At 66.2% G+C, this 15,331-nt stretch carries 14 protein-coding genes and 3 tRNA genes; 11 read left to right on the top strand and 6 right to left on the bottom strand.

Annotated features, from left to right (window positions below; all coding sequences use genetic code 11):
• Positions 1-50 precede the first annotated feature (50 nt).
• Positions 51-127: transfer RNA gene (locus BRO63_RS08230), tRNA-Met, on the top strand.
• A gap of 642 nt (positions 128-769) precedes the next feature.
• On the opposite strand, the gene BRO63_RS08225 is transcribed toward BRO63_RS08230, so the two are convergent.
• The 3 genes from BRO63_RS08225 to BRO63_RS08215 form a co-directional block, all read right to left on the bottom strand.
• Entirely contained in the window at positions 770-1,675 is a 906-nt protein-coding gene (locus tag BRO63_RS08225; RefSeq protein WP_088139251.1) for a LysR family transcriptional regulator, read from the bottom strand.
• 108 nt (positions 1,676-1,783) lie between these two features.
• Positions 1,784-2,782: a CobW family GTP-binding protein gene (locus BRO63_RS08220; RefSeq protein ID WP_088139250.1), complete on the bottom strand. Its 999-nt coding sequence runs from the start codon at positions 2,780-2,782 to the stop codon at positions 1,784-1,786.
• Between the two features lie 78 nt (positions 2,783-2,860).
• Positions 2,861-2,936, bottom strand: a tRNA-Asn gene (locus BRO63_RS08215).
• A gap of 199 nt (positions 2,937-3,135) precedes the next feature.
• Here BRO63_RS08215 and BRO63_RS08210 point away from each other — a divergent pair.
• The 4 genes from BRO63_RS08210 to BRO63_RS08195 all read left to right on the top strand — a co-directional run bounded on the left by BRO63_RS08210 (position 3,136) and on the right by BRO63_RS08195 (position 6,831).
• Positions 3,136-3,211 (top strand) — tRNA-Thr (locus tag BRO63_RS08210).
• A gap of 128 nt (positions 3,212-3,339) precedes the next feature.
• Entirely contained in the window at positions 3,340-3,999 is a 660-nt protein-coding gene (locus BRO63_RS08205) for a response regulator (RefSeq protein WP_088139249.1), read from the top strand.
• Entirely contained in the window at positions 3,996-5,324 is a 1,329-nt protein-coding gene (locus BRO63_RS08200) for an ATP-binding protein (protein WP_088139248.1), read from the top strand. Before BRO63_RS08205 ends, BRO63_RS08200 begins: the two co-directional genes overlap by 4 nt.
• A 64-nt stretch (positions 5,325-5,388) precedes the next feature.
• Positions 5,389-6,831, top strand: a complete 1,443-nt coding sequence (locus BRO63_RS08195; RefSeq protein WP_088139342.1) for a DegQ family serine endoprotease — start codon at positions 5,389-5,391, stop codon at positions 6,829-6,831.
• 23 nt (positions 6,832-6,854) lie between these two features.
• Here BRO63_RS08195 and maiA read toward each other — a convergent pair whose 3' ends face one another.
• The 3 genes from maiA to BRO63_RS08180 are packed head-to-tail and all read right to left on the bottom strand — an operon-like array spanning position 6,855 to position 9,006.
• Positions 6,855-7,499, bottom strand: a complete 645-nt coding sequence (gene maiA / locus BRO63_RS08190; RefSeq protein WP_088139247.1) for a maleylacetoacetate isomerase — start codon at positions 7,497-7,499, stop codon at positions 6,855-6,857.
• 53 nt (positions 7,500-7,552) lie between these two features.
• Positions 7,553-8,530, bottom strand: coding sequence for a 4-hydroxy-3-methylbut-2-enyl diphosphate reductase (gene ispH, locus BRO63_RS08185; RefSeq protein ID WP_088139246.1), 978 nt, complete (start codon positions 8,528-8,530; stop codon positions 7,553-7,555).
• Entirely contained in the window at positions 8,530-9,006 is a 477-nt protein-coding gene (locus BRO63_RS08180) for an FKBP-type peptidyl-prolyl cis-trans isomerase (protein WP_088139245.1), read from the bottom strand. The genes ispH and BRO63_RS08180 overlap by 1 nt, the downstream gene beginning before the upstream one ends.
• A 50-nt stretch (positions 9,007-9,056) precedes the next feature.
• Between BRO63_RS08180 and radC the strand changes: the two genes are divergently transcribed.
• From radC to BRO63_RS08150, 6 genes are all read left to right on the top strand, one after another.
• Positions 9,057-9,734 (top strand): RadC family protein, encoded by a 678-nt coding sequence (radC, locus tag BRO63_RS08175; RefSeq protein ID WP_088139244.1) that lies wholly within the window; start codon positions 9,057-9,059, stop codon positions 9,732-9,734.
• 85 nt (positions 9,735-9,819) lie between these two features.
• Positions 9,820-10,446 (top strand): arylformamidase, encoded by a 627-nt coding sequence (gene kynB, locus BRO63_RS08170; RefSeq protein WP_059379291.1) that lies wholly within the window; start codon positions 9,820-9,822, stop codon positions 10,444-10,446.
• Between the two features lie 179 nt (positions 10,447-10,625).
• A complete protein-coding gene (gene kynA, locus BRO63_RS08165; protein ID WP_088139243.1) occupies positions 10,626-11,474 on the top strand; it encodes a tryptophan 2,3-dioxygenase in 849 nt (282 codons plus the stop codon).
• A 260-nt stretch (positions 11,475-11,734) separates the two neighbouring features.
• Complete coding sequence (locus BRO63_RS08160; protein WP_025140210.1) at positions 11,735-12,001, top strand: type B 50S ribosomal protein L31; 267 nt, start codon at positions 11,735-11,737, stop codon at positions 11,999-12,001.
• A 123-nt stretch (positions 12,002-12,124) separates the two neighbouring features.
• Positions 12,125-13,855: an ArnT family glycosyltransferase gene (locus tag BRO63_RS08155; protein ID WP_088139242.1), complete on the top strand. Its 1,731-nt coding sequence runs from the start codon at positions 12,125-12,127 to the stop codon at positions 13,853-13,855.
• Complete coding sequence (locus BRO63_RS08150) at positions 13,852-15,252, top strand: MATE family efflux transporter (protein WP_088139241.1); 1,401 nt, start codon at positions 13,852-13,854, stop codon at positions 15,250-15,252. The genes BRO63_RS08155 and BRO63_RS08150 overlap by 4 nt, the downstream gene beginning before the upstream one ends.
• Positions 15,253-15,331: the final 79 nt, after the last annotated feature.

Below are 15,331 nucleotides of genomic sequence, written 5' to 3'. Positions count from 1 at the left end.
AGGGCTAACTTGCGCTAGGTTGAAAATAAGGCTACTATTCATTTCTCAGACGCGGGGTGGAGCAGTCTGGCAGCTCGTCGGGCTCATAACCCGAAGGTCGTAGGTTCAAATCCTGCCCCCGCAACCAAATTGATTCAGGCCTGGCGTACGCGCCGGGCCTTTTTCATTTGCGGCGCCGGAAAAAGTCCGCAAGCACGGCAGCGCGCGCAAACCCGGCACGCCGGCGCGCGCACCCGCCGCCGCACCGGCAGCCTCGGCGGCTCGCCAGCAACAGACAGCATGGGTTTGCGAAGTTCTCACTGGATTCCTGTGTTTACCGCCATGCGCCCGGATATGCGTATCCCGGACATGCGCCGAAACGACCGCGCCAATCGGAATTGGGCGGAATGCCTGCCGCGACCCGCACGGCAAACACTCAAGCAAATTCTGGAAAAGCCGGCAGAAATCGCCGGCCAGCCCGCAGAGCACGCCGGCAACCCGGCGCCGTCTTGCTGCGGCAATCGATATCAAGGACCTGATCATCGAGGCTTGGACAGCGCGAACAGACCGCCGCAACCCACAAACCCGATACGTTTCCCCCGGCGCATGCGGAAACCGGTTCCGCGATGCCGCGACTCATTCGAGCCGCAACCACGATTCTTGGATGTTTTCTAAGACTACACGCTGACAGGCATAAGCCTACCGCGCCAAACATATTCAAGCAGTTGTTCAATTATACCGCCATATACCCCACCCTCAAGCCCGCACAACGCCGCAAGCGGCGCGAAAACTACGCAACAGGCCGGTCCCACGGCGTGGATTCCAGGCGGCTCACCAGAAAATCCAGCATGGACCGCAGGATCAGGGGCATCTGGCGGCGCGACACGTAAACACCGTAGATGCCCAGCTCCTGGGGCTTGCTTTGCGTCAGGATGGCCCGCAAGCGGCCCGATGCGATGTGGTCGGCCGCAAAGTAGGTGGGCAGCATGGCAATGCCCGCGCCCTCGAGCGCCGCGCACGACAGCACCGACACCTCGTTGGCGCTGATGTTGCCGCTGACAGGCACGTCCACTGGCTCGCCGTCGCGCTCGAAGCGCCACAGGCTCTTGCCGAAATACGAATGGGTCAGGCAGTTGCGCAAGGACAGGTCCTCGATGCGCGCCGGCACGCCCTCGCGCTGCAGGTACTCGGGCGAGGCGCACACCACCGAGCGGCAGACCGCCAGCTTGCGGGCAATGAGGTTGGGATCCAGGTCGTTGGTGATGCGCACAGCCAGGTCGACGCGCTCTTCCACCAGATTGACGGCGCGGTCCACCAGCATCAGATCCACCGAGGTGCCGGGATGCAGCTTGACGTAGTCGGTGATGGCGCTGGCCAGATGGCGGGAGCCGAATGACATGCTGGTGGTGATGCGCAGCAGGCCACGCGGCGTGTCGTCCGGGGTCGACACGGCATTGCGCAGATCCCCCACCATGTCCAGCATCTGCCGGCAGCGCGGCAGCGTTTCGGCGCCGGCGGGCGTCAGGCTCAGGCGCCGCGTCGTGCGGTGCAGCAGGCGCACCCCCACCCACTGCTCCATTTCCGCGAGATAGCGCGACACCATGGCGCGCGACATGTCCAGATGAATCGCCGCCGCCGACAGGCTCCCCCTGTCAGCGACTTCCACGAACACCTGCATGGCTTTCAAACGATCCATGATTGTCTCGATTCTTGCACCAGACTGCTCCGGTTATACCGTATTTCGGTGCAACACCGGCATCAAAATCAAGACTCGCCGTTTGCAGGGCCGATCTGACAGGGACATTCAAGGGACGGGCTGTCCGAGCGCGGCGCCGACGGCGGCACGAACCTCCGCCACCTCGAGCCCGCGCAGAATGCAGACCAGTTGCGACACCCTGTCGCCGTCCGGCCATTGGTCAAGCGGCATCACCGGATAAAGCTCTCCATGCACGCCATGCACCTCGCACGGCAGCGCCTCGCCCTCGAAGCACACCAGCCCCTTCATCCGCAGCAAGCCGGACCCATAGCGCTCGAGGATCCGCGACACGCCAGCAAGGAACGCCGCGCGCCCGACAGGCGCAACCAAAGCCAGGGAGAAGCTGCCCACATTGCCATGGCCGCCCGCCCGCGGCTGCGCGTACGGCCGCAGCCAGTTCGCCAAGGCGGCGCCATCGCGCCTGGCCCGCATATCGAGACCAACGCGCAGTGCGTCGGCCAGCGGCGCATCGGGCCATTGCACGCAACGCTGCGCACCCGGATTGATGGCGGCGACGGCCTGCCCCATACGCTCCAGGCGCACGGCGTCCGTCAGATCCGGTTTGCTGAACACCACCACGTCCGCCAGGGCCAGCTGGCGGGCCGCCTCGGGTTGCTTTTCCAGCTGGTCCAACCCGTTGCGCGCATCCGCCAGGACGATCGCTCCGTGGTACGCATAGCGCTCGGCCAGGAAGCGGTCGTGCTTGAGGGTGAACAGGATGGGCGCGGGATCGGCCAGCCCACTGGTTTCGATGAGCACGCGGCGAAAGGGCTTGATCTTGCGGCTGAGCGCCAGCATGAACAATTCGCGCAAGGCCTCGACCACCGCGCCGCTGACGACGCAGCACAGGCAGCCGCCCTCGACCAGGACGATGTTGTCACGCGCCTGGCGTACCAGGTGATGGTCCACACCGATCTCACCGTACTCATTGACGATGACGACGGCGTCAGCATATGCCGGATCCCGCAGCAGGCGGTTGAGCAGCGACGTCTTGCCGCTACCCAGGAAACCGGAAATCACCGTCACGCCTATGCGCTTGTCGTCCATACCCGATCTTCCATGCTCGCCATTCCGATGGAGCAAACCAAAAGGGCCACTCACTTGCGTGAATGGCCCCGAATTCTTTGGCTCCCCGAGCTGGGCTCGAACCAGCGACCTGCGGATTAACAGTCCGTCGCTCTACCGACTGAGCTATCGGGGAACTGCTAAGAAACGAGATTATGAACTAAAAATTCGAACTGTGCAAATCGCTGAATTTTTCGCCTGTTTGGCCTGCTTGGTTTCCCAACGCAAAAAAACTCTGATATGATCTCGGTCTTTCCAGATCGGACCCCATAAACAGGGTGACGGACCGGGAAAAACAAAGATGTTTTGCTTGCGGTTCAGAAGCAAATGGTCTTGCCGGCATAGCTCAGTTGGTAGAGCAGCGCATTCGTAATGCGAAGGTCGTAGGTTCGACTCCTATTGCCGGCACCAGATTCCAAAAAGCAGCCCTCTCGGGCTGCTTTTTTCATTTCCGCGCCCGTTCCACGCCGCCCTGCGCCCGGGAACTCCCGCCCGCCGCCGTGCGTCCAACCCGCTGGACCATCCCGGCGGACACGACCATGCGCATCCTTCTTGTCGAAGACGACCTCATGATAGGCGAGAGCGTGCTGGACTGCCTGCGCGCCGAAAACTATGCCGTTGACTGGGTCAAGGACGGCAATGCCGCGGAACTCGCGCTGCGCACCGACACCTACGACCTCATACTGCTGGACCTGGGCCTGCCCAAGCGCGACGGCCTGTCGCTGCTGCGCGACCTGCGCACGCGCAAGGACCGCACGCCGGTGCTGATCGCCACCGCCCGCGACGCGGTGAGCGACCGCATCGCGGGGCTGGACGCCGGCGCCGACGACTACGTGGTCAAACCCTACGACGTGGACGAACTGCTGGCCCGCATGCGCGCCCTGATCCGCCGCAGCGCGGGCCGCGCCGAGCCGGTGTTCGAACACGAAGGCATCACCATCGATCCCCAGTCCCACGCCGCCATGGTGGACGGCGCCCCCGTGACGCTGACCGCGCGCGAATGGGCGGTGCTGGAACCGTTGATCGCGCGCCCGGGAATGATTTTTTCGCGCGCCCAACTGGAAGAAAAACTGTACAGCTGGAAAGACAGCATCAGCAGCAACGCGGTTGAGGTTTATATTCATGGCCTGCGCAAGAAGCTGGGTCCGAACCTGATCCAGAACGTCAGAGGCGTCGGCTATGTCATCCCCAAAACATGAGCATTCCGCTTAGCTACTCACTGAGAGCCAGGCTGCTTTTCTTCCTGTTGGCCGCCATCGTGGTCGGCGCGCTGGTGCAAGGCGCCATCGCTTACCGCAGCACCTTGGCGCAGGCCGACGACATCTTCGATTCGCTGCTGCAGCGCACCGCCCTGTCGCTGGGCACGGGCGACGGGCTGCTCAGCACGGGCCCGGCGCACGCGCGCGGCGCGGGCTCGCCCGTGGCCGATGACCTGATCATCCAGATCTGGACGCCAGACGGCGTGCGCGTCTTCAATTCCCGTTCCCGCCGCCCGCTGCCGGACCAGATCATCCTCGGTTTTTCCGACGCGAAGATGGAGGGCGGCACCTATCGCGTGTATTCGCTGGCCACGCCCTTCCAGGTCATCCAGGTGGCCCAGGACATGACCGTGCGGACCAGCATGGCGCGCGCGCTGGCGCTACGCACCATCGCTCCCATCGCCGCCGCCGCGCCCCTGCTCATGCTGATCGTCTGGTGCGTGGTCAGCTGGTCGCTGCGGCCGGTGAAGCGGGCGCGCGCCCAGGTCGCGGCGCGCCAGCCCGAGGATCTTTCGCCTGTCAGCGTGGACGGCCTGCCCGATGAGATCCGGCCGCTGGTGCTGGAACTGAACCTGCTGCTGGAACGCATGCGCGGCGCTTTCGCGCAGCAGAAGCAATTCGTCGGCGATGCGGCGCATGAACTGCGCTCGCCTCTGACGGCCCTGCGCCTGCAATTGCAGGCCCTGCAACGCGCCAACGACACGGATGCGCGCCGGCAGGCCGAACAGCGTCTGGCCGCAGGCATCGACCGTGCCACGCGCCTGGTCGAACAGCTGCTATCCATGGCGCGCCACGAAAGCGCGGCCGGACAGGCGCCGGCCGTAGCCGTGGACCTGGCCGACGTGCTGCGCCAGGCACTCTCCGAGATGCTGCCCCAGGCCAATGCGAAATCGATCAGCATCGACCTGGACGGCGCGCCGCAAGCATCGGTGCGGGGGCACCGCGACGCGCTGACGCTGCTGGCGCGCAACCTGCTGGACAACGCCATCAAGTACACGCCCGCCGGCAAGCGCATCCACCTCCATCTGGAACAAGCGCCCGGAGAGACGACCCTGCTGATCGACGATGAGGGCCCCGGCATTGCGCCGGACGAGCGCGAACGCGTGTTCGATCGCTTCTACCGCGTCGAAGGCAATGCGCAGCACGGCAGCGGCCTGGGGCTGGCGATCGCACGCAGCATCGCCGACCAGCACGGCGCCACGATAGAACTGCAGGACACGCCGGTGGGCGCGGGCCTGCGCGTAAAGGTGGTTTTCCCGGCTTAAGGCTCGCCTAAGTGTCAGGCCCGAAGATAGCGCCATGTCCTTCAACATGAACGCAGGAGCCGACATGAAGACCACCCAAATGAAACCCTCGCGCCTGGTGCTGGCGCTGCTGGCAGCCGGCGCCATAGGCGGCGCGGGCGCAACCGCCTTCACCGGCGGCGTTTCGATGGCGGCCAACGCGCCGGCCGTCACCTCCCCCCTCCAGTCGCCGGGCACGTCCAGCCCGCCCAACTTCGCGCAGATCACGCGCGACTTCGGCCCGGCCGTGGTGAACATCAGCGTCAGCGGCACGCGCAAGGTGTCCGCCGACGAAGGCGATCCCTTCGCCCAATTCTTCGGGCAGATCCCCGGCGCGCGCGGCCAGCGGCCCGCGCGCGAAGTCCCCATGCGCGGCGAGGGCTCCGGCTTCATCGTCAGCGCCGACGGCATCATCCTGACCAATGCGCACGTGGTGCAGGACGCCAAGGAAGTCACGGTGAAGCTGACCGACCGCCGCGAATACAAGGCCCGCGTGCTGGGCTCGGATCCGCAGACCGACGTGGCCGTCCTCAAGATCGACGCCAAGAACCTGCCGGTGGTGAAGGTAGGCGACGTCAACCAGCTGCAGGTGGGCGAATGGGTGCTGGCCATCGGCTCGCCCTATGGCCTGGAAAACACCGCCACCGCCGGCATCGTCAGCGCCAAGGGCCGCTCGCTGCCCGACGACACCTCGGTGCCTTTCATCCAGACCGACGTGGCGGTCAACCCCGGCAACTCGGGCGGCCCGCTATTCAACGACCGCGGCGAAGTCGTGGGCATCAATTCGCAGATCTACAGCCGCACCGGCGGATTCCAGGGCCTGTCGTTCTCGATCCCGATCGACGTGGCCTACAAGATCAAGGACCAGATCCTCGAACACGGCAAGGTGCAGCACGCCAGACTGGGCGTGACGGTGCAGGAAGTGAACCAGGACCTGGCCAACTCCTTCAAGCTGGATACGCCCTCGGGCGCGCTGGTGTCCAGCGTGGAGAAAGGCAGCGCCGCCGACAAGGTCGGCCTGCAGCCGGGCGACGTGGTGCGCAAGATCGACGGCAAGACCATCGTGTCCTCGGGCGACCTGGCTTCCACCATCACGCTGGCAACGCCGGGCGAGAAGATCAAGCTGGACGTCTGGCGCAACGGTTCGCAGAAGGAACTGGTCGCCACCCTGGGCGGCGTGCCCAAGGACAAGACGCAGGCCGCGGCGGGAGATCAGGAGGTGCAGCGCGGCCAGCTCGGCCTGGCACTGCGGCCGCTGAGCCCGCAGGAGCAGCAGGCGGCCGGCGCCGAGGGCTTGCTGATCGAACGTTCGATCGGACCGGCCGCCAAGGCCGGGATCGAACCCGGAGACGTGCTGCTGTCGCTGAACGGCGTGCCGGTACGCAATGTCGCGCAGGTGAAGGATGCGCTGTCCAAGGCGGGCAAGACGGTCGCCCTGCTGGTACAGCGCGGCGAAGACAAGATCTTCGTGCCGGTGCAGATCGGCTGAGCCGATCCGCACCCGGACTGCCGCTACTCCGCGTCGGGCTGCTTGCCCGGCGCGGCCGCGTCGAACGCCGGCAGCGCGCGGCAGGCGGCATCGATGCGCACGACGTTGGGCATGGCCGACAGGTCGCAGTCGAAGCGCTGGGCATTCGCCACCTGGGGCACCAGGCACAGGTCGGCGATCGTGGGCGTGTCGCCGTGGCAAAAACGGCCGGTGGCGGAAGAGCCCGCCAGTTGCGCCTCCAGCGCCTCCAGGCCCTGATGCACCCAGTGCTTGTACCAGGCGGTCTTGGCCGCTTCGTCCACGCCCAGGGTGTGCTTCAGATACTTCAGCACGCGCAGATTGTTCAAGGGATGCGTGTCGCAGGCGATGCCCAGCGCCAGATCGCGCACCCGGGCGCGGCCGATGGCGTCCGCCGGCAGCAACGGCACTTCAGGATGCGTTTCTTCCAGGTATTCGATGATGGCCAGCGACTGGCCGATGACGGCGTCGCCATCGATCAGCGTGGGCACCAGCGCGGTCGGATTCAGCTTGCGGTAGTCCGCCGACAACTGCTGGCCGCCATCCTTCAGCAGATGCACGGGCAGGTATTCGTAGGGCAAGCCCTTGAGGTTCAGGGCGATGCGCACGCGGTACGCGGCCGAGCTGCGAAAGTAGCTGTACAACTGCATGAAGTCTCCTTGATGTTCTGATGCGGCGCCGCGCTCGCGTGGCGCCCGCCTGCTTATTCCAGCGATTCCGTCTGCGCCGACTTGCGGGACAGGCCCTTGGGCAGCGGGAACGCGACATTTTCTTCCAGGCCCGGCATGGTGCGCACCGACAGCGCGCCCAACTCCTTGACGCGGTCGATCACTTGCTGCACCAGGATCTCGGGCGCGGAAGCGCCCGCGGTCACGCCGATGCGCTTGCGGCCCACCAGCCAGGCCGGATCGATCGATTGCGCGCCGTCGATCAGATAGGACGCGACGCCCTTGCGCTCGGCCACTTCGCGCAGCCGGTTGGAGTTGGAACTATTGGGGCTGCCCACCACCAGCACCAGATCGCATTCCGGCGCCATGACCTTGACCGCGTCCTGGCGGTTCTGGGTGGCGTAGCAGATATCGCTTTTCTTGGGTTCGACGATATTGGGAAAGCGCGCTTTCAGCGCCCGCGACACGGCCGCCGCGTCATCCACCGACAAGGTGGTCTGCGTGACGTAGGCCAGGTTCTCGGGATCGGTCACCTGCAGGCTGGCGACGTCCTCGGCGGTCTCGACCAGGTACATGCCGCCCTGGGCCTGGCCCAGCGTGCCTTCGACCTCGGGATGGCCCTTGTGGCCGATCATGATGATCTCGCGGCCGGCGGCACGCATGCGGGCCACCTCGATATGGACCTTGGTGACCAGCGGGCAGGTGGCGTCGAACACGCGCAGCCCGCGCGATTCGGCCTCGGCCCGCACCGCCTTGGACACGCCGTGCGCCGAGAACACCACGATGGCGCCGGCGGGCGCGTCGTCCAGCTCGTCGATGAAGATGGCGCCCTTGGCGCGCAGGTCTTCCACCACGTAGCGGTTATGGACGATCTCGTGGCGCACGTAGATGGGCGCGCCGTGCAGCTCGAGCGCGCGCTCGACGATGTCGATGGCGCGATCCACGCCGGCACAGAAGCCGCGCGGCTGCGCCAGCAGGACCTCGGCGTCGGCGGCGGTGACAAGCTGGCTCATCAGAGGACTCCCAAGAGCGCCACGTCCACCCGCAAGCTGATGCCCGCGAGCGGGTGGTTGAAATCGAACAGGGCCGATTCGTCGTTGATTTCCTTCAGGACGCCCGAGTAGCGGCCGCCGTTGGGCGCGGCGAATTCCACCAGGTCGCCCGGCTCGAAGGTGGCGTCGGCGTCGGCATGCTCGGCCAGCATGGCGCGCGTGACGCGCTGGATCAGTTCGGGGTTGCGCTCGCCGTAGGCATCGGCGGGCTCCACCGTGACGCTGAAGCGCTCCCCCTCGGCGCGGCCGATCAGCGCGGCTTCCAGGCCGGGCGCCCATTGGCCGCTACCCATCTGCAGCGTGCCGGGACGGCCGTCGAAAGTGTCGGCGAACACGGAATCCTTGCCCGGCCCGGAGGCCAGCGTGATGCGATAGTGCAACGTCAGGTAGGAATCCGGACGGACCAAAACGTTCACTTCATTAGAGGCGATGCTCAAGATCTGCCACCGTATATGCAATTGAATAAACCTTGATTTTAGAGCCTCTTATGAAATTGTCCGACCGGCTGCCCAAACACGAGCGCCCCAGGGAGCGATTGCTGCGCCACGGCGCCGCCACCCTCCAGGACGCGGAGCTGCTCGCCGTCGCCCTGCGCACCGGCATTCCCGGCCTGGACGTGGTGGAACTGGGCAACCAGCTGCTGGCCAGATTCGGCGGCCTGCGGGGGCTCCTGGGAACGACGCCCGAGGAACTCGCCACGGTTCGCGGCCTGGGGGTTGCCAAGGCATGCATGCTGGCCGCCCTGCTGGAACTGGCCCGCCGCGCCATCGAGGAAGATCTGGCCCGCAACAGCAACCTGAACCACCCGCCGCAGGTAAAACAATATTGCAAGATGGCGCTGGGACACCGCCAGGTGGAGCACTGCATCGCGCTCTACCTGGACAACCGGCTGCGCCTGATCGCCACCGGCGAACTGGCGCGCGGCACGCTGTCCCAGGCATCGGTCTACCCCCGCGAAGTCGTGCGCGAAGCCCTGCGCCACCATGCGGCCGCCCTGATCATCGCCCATAATCACCCTTCCGGCCTGGCCGAGCCCAGCGCCGCGGACCGCATATTCACCCAGCACCTGAAACAGGCGCTCGCGCTGGTGGACATCCGGCTGGTGGACCATCTGATCGTGGCCGCCGGCACGGTCGTGTCCATGGCCGAACTGGGCGGCCTGTAGGGGCTGCGGACGGCGCCCGAATTCGTTAGACTAGCGCCCGCAATTGCTTTAGGCTTAACGCATCTCTCGACCCACCCCGCCTGACATGAAACGCTTGTGGGACATTTCCCCGCCCGTCTCCACGGCATCGCCGGTCTTTCCTGGCGACACGCCGTACCGCCAGCAATGGAAATGGTCGCTTGCGCCCGGCTGTCCGGTGAATGTCAGCGAAATCACCATGTCGCCGCACATCGGCGCGCATGCTGACGCTCCCCTGCACTACCAGAACGGCGCCGCCGCCATCGGGGCGGTATCGCTGGAGCCGTTCCTGGGCCCCTGTCGCGTCATCCATGCCGTCGACTGCGGCCCCCTCATCACGGTGGACCACCTGGCCCATGCGGCCTTGAACCTGCCGCCCCGCGTGCTGGTCCGCACCGCCAAGCATGCCGCGCAAGACTGGTGGACCGACGATTTCTCCGCCTACGCGCCCCAGACCATCGAATGGCTGGCCGAACGCGGCGTCATGCTGATCGGCCTGGATACGGCCAGCATCGACCCCGCGTCCAGCAAGACCCTGGACAGCCACCATACGATCTTGCGGCACGACATGCGGGTACTGGAAAACCTGGTGCTCGACGATGTGCCGGAAGGCGATTACGAGTTGATCGCACTGCCGTTGGCGCTGGTCCAGGCCGATGCCAGCCCGGTTCGCGCCGTCTTGCGCGAACTGTAGGCTGGTCCGCTGGCCACAGGCGGCTGACCTGGTTCAGCCGCCGGTTCTGGAAGCATGACCATGAAAGACCATTCCGATTTGCCTGCGGCGCTTGCCTGCGCCCGCCCCCATGCGCCCTCGTGGCGCGCCCTGCCCGCCTCCGCGCGCCGCGCCGCGCCGCCCTGCCACGGAGGCCGCGCATGAGCCACTCCGAACGCCCCGAGGACATCGTCCGCCAGGAAAAAGCGCAGCTGGACTTCACGCGCGACATGACCTACGGCGACTACCTGCATCTGGACGAACTGCTGGGCGCGCAGCATCCGCTGTCGCCCGAGCACAACGAGATGCTCTTCATCATCCAGCACCAGACCAGCGAACTCTGGATGAAGCTGATGCTGCACGAACTGCGCGCCGCCATCGCCAACGTGGCCTCCGACCGGCTGCAGCCCGCCTTCAAGATGCTGGCCCGCGTCAGCAAGATCATGGAACAGCTGGTCCATGCCTGGGACGTGCTGGCGACCATGACGCCGCCCGAATACTCCGCACTGCGTCCCTACCTGGCGCGTTCCAGCGGATTCCAGAGCTACCAGTACCGCCAGGTCGAATTCCTGCTGGGCAACAAGAACGCCGCCATGCTCAAGCCGCATGCGCACCGCGAGGACCTGCTGGCCCAGGTGCGCAGCGCCTATGAAGCGCCGTCGCTTTATGACGAGGCGCTGCGGCTGCTGGCGCGCCACGGCCTGGACGTGCCGGCCGACCACCTCGAGCGCGACTGGACCCAGCCCTACCAATCGTCGGCCGGCGTGGAGGCCGCCTGGCTGACGGTCTACCGCGAGCCCGACCGCTACTGGGACCTGTACCAGCTGGGAGAAAAGCTGACCGACCTGGAGGATGCCTTCCGCCTGTGGCGTTTCCGCCACGTCACCACGGTCGAGCGGGTCATCGGCTTCAAACGCGGCACCGGCGGCACGTCGGGGGTGGATTACCTGCGGCGCATGCTGGAAGTGGTGCTGTTCCCGGAGATCTGGAAGCTGCGCACGGACCTCTGAGCGCAGGCCTTTATCCGACCCTAATTTTTAGAAAGAAGCGGGCCCAGCACGGGCCCTGCTTCCCTCTTGGCCTGGCCAAAATTCCCATGCTAGAATTTGGGGTTACTTTTTGGATACGTGGCTGGAACAGTCGACGAATATCCGGCCGCTGGGCAGCCTGCGATGAATATCGGAGAGATTGCCGGGCAGGCGGGATGAACGCGCGTCCTGCTGGCGACCCTAACAACTTGCAAGGCTCGAAAGAGCCCTAGGAAAGCACCATGAAAGAAGGCATTCACCCCGAATACCGCGAAGTCGTCTTCGCCGACCTGCAAACGGGCAACAAGTTCATCACCCGTTCGACCGTGCACACGCGCGAAAGCATCGAATTGGACGGCAAGACGTACCCGCTCTTCAAGTGCGACGTGACCTCCGAATCGCACCCGTTCTACACGGGCGCCCAGACCCGCATCGTCGAAACCGGCCGCGTGGAAAAGTTCCGCGCCCGCTTCGCCCGCACTGCCGGCACGGTCAAGTCCGCTTCCTGATCTGTCGCTCCCCCGGGAGCCGCAGCAAAAAGGCAGCCTCCGGGCTGCTTTTTTTTCTCCCTGGCCGTCCAGTTTTGACGCTGGGTACTAGCGCAATCAGACCACTCGGTTACATTAACGCCCGTGTCCCCACTTTCACTTTCCACTCCGGCCCGGCTCACGTCCGTGGCCACCGCGAAACTGCCCAGGCTGATCCTGCTGGGCTTGTCGCTGGCCTATATCGTGGCCGGCCTGTTCATGCGCGACCCGTGGAAAACAGATGATGCGGTGGGGCTGGCGACCATGCTCACGGCGATCCGCGAAGGCGGCATCACCTGGCTGCTGCCGCAGGTGGGGCACCTGGCCCATGCCGAGGAAGGTCCGCTGATCACCTGGGTGGGCGCGATCTGCATCTGGCTGTTCGGCCCCATCATCGGCGATATTCCCGCCGGCCGCCTGCCCAATCTGCTGTGGTTCGGCATCACCGCGACCAGCGTCTGGTACGGCACCTATCTGCTGGGCCGCCGCGCCGAAGCGCAGCCGCTGGCCCTGCCCTTCGGCGGCGAGCCTGAACCCCGCGACTACGGCCGCATGCTGGCGGACGCCGCGCTGCTGTTGCTGCTGGCCACGGTCGGCATCCTGCAGCGCACCCACGAGACCACCGTCGTGCCCGCCATCATGGCGTGGCAGGCGCTTGCCTTCTATTCGCTGGCGCGCAGCATCGACCGGCCGCTCACCGGCAGCACCACCCTGGGCATCGCCCTGGCGGCCAGTTTCCTGACCCGCGGCTGGGTCGGCGCCCTCCCCATCATGGTGGGCGCGCTCTTGGCGTTCTATCCCCGCAGCCGGCTGTGGAAATGCCGCCGCTGGCTGCCCTGGACCGCGCTGCTGGCCGCACTCCTGATCCTGGCCTGGTGGATTCCCGCCAGCCACAGCAGCGAATACTGGATCCGCAACTGGAAGACCTGGAACCTGTCGTCCTTCGCCATCCCGACCTGGCATGACACGGGACGCATGCTGCGCGACCTGCCCTGGTACCTGTGGCCGACCTGGCCGCTAGCCCTGCTGGCCATCTGGCGCTGGCGCGCCTGGCTTTACTCGCCCCATATCTGGCTGCCCCTGACCCTGCTGGCGTGCTCCCTGGTCGTGCTGTTCGGCCTGGAAGAAGCGTCTGATTCCGAATACGTGCTGCTGGCCGTGCCCTGCGCGGTGCTGGGCGCATTCTCGCTGCCCACGCTGCGCCGCGGCGTGGTCAACACGCTGGATTGGTTCGCCGTCATGTGCTTTTCGCTGACGGCGGCCACGGTCTGGCTGGGCTGGGTCGCCCTGCACTTCGGCTGGCCGGCGCAGATTTCCCGCAATATCGCCCGCCAGACCACCGGCTACCAGGCCGAGATCTCCTGGGTGGCATTCGCGCTGGCCTTGGGGTTCACCGTGGGCTGGATCGCGCTGGTGGTGTGGCGGCTGCGGGTGCGCCCGCAGGCGCTATGGCGCGGCACCGTGCTGTCGGCCGGCGGCCTGACCGTGACCTGGATCCTGCTGGTGCTGTTGTGGCAACCCGCCGTGGACTACGCCCGCAGCTATCGCACCGTGTCGGGCCAACTGGCCCAGGCGCTGGAGCAGAACGTGCGCCCTGGCGAGTGCGTGCGCGGACTGAGCCTGGGCAGCGGGCAGCGCGCCTCCTTCCTGATCTTCAATAATCTGACGTTCACGTTCGACTCCAAGTGCACGCTGGTGCTGCAGCAGACCAGCAACCAGAGCCTGCGCGACAACACCGCCGCTTACAGCGACGGCGCCGAGGTGCTGTGGCAAGGCGGCCGGCGCGCCGACCGCCAGGAAGTCTTCCGCCTGCTCAGAGTCGGCGCCCCCCGATGACGCCCGCGCCCGCCGCGCCGATGAGTTTCGGCGCCACCCTGCGCGGCATCGCCAGGCAGGCCTGGCCGGTGTTGGTCAGCCAATGGGCCGGCATCTCCTTCGGCGTGCTCGACACCGCGATGACCGGCCACTCCAGCGCCGCCGACCTGGCGGCGATGGCCTTGTCCGCGTCCATCTACATCACCATCTTCGTCGGGCTGATGGGCGTGGTGCACGCCCTGATCCCCATCCTGGCCCAGCACTTCGGCGCCGGCAACAATCTCGAGGTCGGCCGCAGCTGGGGCCAGGGCGTGTGGCTGGCGCTCGGGCTCTCGGTCGTGGGCGCCGTGCTGATGCTGTTCCCGGACATGTGGCTATCCATGTCGGGCGAGGTCGCCCCAGGCGTGCGCGAACGCATCGGCTCCTATCTCCAAGCCCTGGTGCTGGCCCTGCCCGCCGCGCTGGTGTTCCGCACCATCTACGCACTGGGCACTTCGGTCTCGCGCCCCAAGCTGGTCATGGCCATCAACCTGACGGCGATCGGCTTCAAGGCCTTCTTCAACTGGCTGTTCATCTACGGCAAGCTGGGACTGCCGGCCATGGGCGCCACCGGCGCCGGCCTGGCGACGGCCGTGGTGTCATGGATGAGCCTGGGCCTGGGCCTGTGGGTCATCACCCATGACCGCTATTACCGGCGCTTCAAACTGCACGTCGGCAAGCCCGACTGGAAGACGCTCAAGGAACTGTTGCGCCTGGGCATACCCATGGGCGGCTCCTACCTGGTGGAAGTGTCGGCCTTCACCTTCATGGCCCTCTTGGTGGCGCGCGAAGGCACGTTCGTGACCGGCGGCCACCAGATCATGTCCAACCTCGCCGCGCTCTGCTACATGATGCCGATGGCGCTGGGCGTGGCCACGGCGGCCCTGACCGCGCAGGCCATCGGCGCGGGCAATCTCGCGCATGCGCACCGCACCGGCATGGCAGGCCTGACCCTGGGCATCCTGGGCGCGCTGCTCACGGCGGCGGTGCTGCTGGCCGGCCGCCCGCTCATCCTGGCCGCCTACACCGACAATCCCGAGGTGGCCGCGGTCGCGACCACCCTGCTGGCGGTCCTGCCCCTGTTCCATCTGTTCGACTCGATGCAATGCATCAACTCCTACCTGCTGCGCGCCTACAAGGTCGCGGTGGTGCCGTTGCTGCTGCAAGTGGTGGCGCTGGCAGGCGTCGGTCTGGTCGGCGGCTGGTGGTTCGGCTTCGGCCCGGGCCGCGGCGGCCTGGACGGCGTGCGCGCCATCCTGGTGCCGGGCTCGCCGCAGGGCGCGGGCAGCATGTGGCTGATGGCCATGGTCGGCCTGGGACTGTCGGCCGCGCTGTTGCACTATTGGTACCGGCGCATCGTGCGCGGGACGATCAAGTAAAAAAAAAGCAGCCTTGCGGCTGCTTTTTGACTACTGCGTACAAGAATCCGCCCCCCTCGGGGGGCAGCTAGCCCGCGCA

This window comes from Achromobacter xylosoxidans, from assembly GCF_002192695.1.
Lineage (GTDB): Bacteria > Pseudomonadota > Gammaproteobacteria > Burkholderiales > Burkholderiaceae_B > Achromobacter > Achromobacter xylosoxidans_C.
The sequence above is the reverse complement of the archived record's forward strand: the minus strand, read 5'-3'. Positions and strand labels throughout refer to the sequence as shown.